1 protein-coding gene is annotated in these 3,168 nt (G+C 31.5%); it reads left to right on the plus strand.

Going from position 1 to position 3,168, the window contains the following annotated elements:
• Nucleotides 1-48: 48 nt before the first annotated feature.
• The coding region (locus OF897_RS21395) for a hypothetical protein (RefSeq protein ID WP_267267695.1) at nucleotides 49-3,168 on the plus strand (3,120 nt) is incomplete at its 3' end.

A 3,168-nucleotide genomic window follows, 5' to 3' on the forward strand; every position in this document is an offset into this window, starting at 1 on the left:
AGACACTGAAAAAACTGCTAACGCTAAAATTATTAAGAAATAAAACACATGAGAAAAATAATTTTATTTAAACTTTTAACTGTTGTCTCATTCATTTTTGGACAGGATATTAAAACTGATATAAATAATATCGTTCCTCCATCTCCATCTGTATCATCCTTAATGAAATTTGAAGAAATCCCGGTAAGTAATTATACAGGAATACCTGATATATCTATACCATTGATGGCTTTACCAACTACTTCCAAAGATCTTACTGTCAACTTAAGCTTAAAATACCATCCTTCTAGTATAGCCGCAGATGAAGTTTCGAGTGACGTCGGACTTGGCTGGAATTTTATTCACGGAGGAAGCGTTGCAAGAACTGTTAGAGGACATGCTGACGAATTGAGATATGTAGACGATTCAGAAAGTAAAAAGAAAATTGGTATTTATCATACGGATCTTAATACTTATTATCAGTTTAGTGACAATGTTCTTAATACACATAAAACATATTATAATCCTAATTTAAGTCAAAATCTCTATAATTTAGGTAATAAATTCATCTGGACAGCAAGCAGAACAGGCATTTTCGATACGGAACATGATATTTGGCAATTTAATTTCATGGGAAATACTGGAAGATTCTACATAAAAAAAAATACATCTCAAAATATACTGGAAATAGTACCCTTGGATAATTACATTGTAAAAATCATCCAAAACTATAATCCAACAACATTTGCTCCAGAGGGATTTACTATCTACGATGATAAGGGATTTAAGTATATCTTTAATGTTATTGAAACATCAATACATTCAGGGACTAATGTGACAACAACCTATAAAAAAATGGGTGGACCATCTGTCGAACTTAAAACTGACACCAATATAATTGAAGGAAATGCATTTACTAGTGCTTTCCATCTATCACAAGTTTTTGATAATAATAATCAGGAAGTTGTAAATTTTCAGTATCAGGATAGACCTTTGGCAAATGGTCCTGATTCGTATATTGAATCTCGCATAATGTCAAATATTACTAGAAATGAATATACTGTCGGAAGTATGACTGACTATTATAGGGATTTTAATTATTGTGATGATTTACCCCCGGTGGAAGTAATCAGTAACTCACATACTAATGTACAGGTAAAGAAGATTAAAACTATTAATGTTATTAACCATGGTAAGATAGAATTTCAATTTTTGCAGGGAAGAGAAGATTCTAATATCCAACTAAAAGATAGGACACCTTATTTGAAGTCTGTTACTATAAAAAACTGGCATGGAAAGCAACTAAAGAAGTTTAATTTTACGCAGAACTATTCAGAAGTTCTTCACAAACGAATGTTTTTAAAGAAAATTGAAGAATTTGACTCGCAGGATAATCTAGTTGGAAATTATCAGCTAGATTATAAAGAATCTTCAAATACAGGAGCATATGTTGCAGGAAAAGATCGATGGGGTTTTTTTAATTTACAGGGCTGCGACGCTCAGGCAGATAAAAGAACTACAACGCCAAACTTTTGTGATACCAATGTTTTACAAAAGATTAAATATCCTACCGGAGGTTCTGCAATTTTTGAATATGAATCTAATCAGTTTTCGTTTATTGGAGATCAACCTATACCCAATACTCCAGAAAATATAAGTTACAGCTTTAAAAACTCAAGAACATTATATTTTACGCCTACAAATAATTCATATAACTTTCCTATAAGCACTACTAACCGAAAAGTGACATTCTATCCCAATATTGTAGATTCTCAAGCAGTAAATATTGCTCTTAATCTCTCCAAACAGGATAGTGGTGGTAATTGGATACCTGTAGGAAATATATCTTGTCCGGCAGTTGATCCTTACTGCTGTATTAATATCATATTGGAAAAAGGCGTAGCGTATAAGTTGTTGTGGAATGATTTTAACTATCCAAACTATAACAGTACTGGATCAATAAATTTTGATGTTTTTGATGAAGCAGGCAATTCTAAATTCATGTATGGCGGAGGCATCAGAATAAAGAAAATAAACTACTTTGATCAGAATATTTCTTTATCTGATTATTTTTCAAACCCTAACCTATCTCCCGCTAAGCAAAAAGAATTTTCCTATCAGTTAAATAATTCTAACGATTTTAGTAGTGGTTCTTTAGTTGGTCCAGTTCCGCAATTTGAATATCAACTACCCTTCAACACCCAAATTCTTTTTGCTCCGTATGGTGGTAGTGCCTTTTGTAATGGAACTGGAACTGAAATGTCTCATTCCGCAACCTTAGCATCTTCCGATAGTAATTTTACTATACTACAAACTCATGGAGGAAACGTAGGTTACAAAAATGTGACAGTTAAAGAAAAAGATAAAGGAAAAATTTTATATACTTACACCAATCCTACTGATTATTTTGCAGACTTTTCTAATTTTGGAGGACCTCCTTTTGTGAAACCGAAAGACTATGATTTTAAGAGAGGTCTATTAACTAATGAAACTGCTTTAAACAATAGTGGAAACAAATTATATGAAATTAATAATGTATATAATTTTGAAGAAAAAGAGGAATATTTAGGAATAAAATTCTCCAAACCTTCAAATGTATATAATGGATCAAGTCCTAATTATGCATCAGATTACACAGGATACCTTAGTCTTTTAACAAGTACATGTTTGTCATGTGATTCAAATCACACCACACCAATAAATTTCTTAGGCGGATTACCACTCGATATAAACACTCCAAATTACATTCCCGTTCCTATTTTTGAAACGTATGGCTGGGCAAAATTGGCTTCTAAAGAAACAAAGAATTATTTTTACGAAAACGGTAATCAAAATGTTGTTAAGACTGAGGAAAATTTCACATATAGTAATCTAAATAAGAAATTAACTGAACATACCGTAATCAATCCTGATGGAAACACTTCTAAAACTAAATATTACTTTGATATCGGACACAATTCTATTTATTCTCAAAATAGAATTTCTGAAATTGAAAAGATTGAAAGTTTTAGAGATAATAAATTAATAGAAACAAAGAAAATCAATTATGCAAATAATTGGAATGGTAATGTATCCTATCTTCCAAATCAGATACAATCCTCTTTTGGAAACGTACCTTTAGCCACCGAGTTGACTTATGATCAGTATGATTCTAAGGGTAATTTATTGCAGTATACAACAAAGGATGGC

The organism is Chryseobacterium formosum (assembly GCF_026460885.1).
Lineage (GTDB): Bacteria > Bacteroidota > Bacteroidia > Flavobacteriales > Weeksellaceae > Chryseobacterium > Chryseobacterium formosus.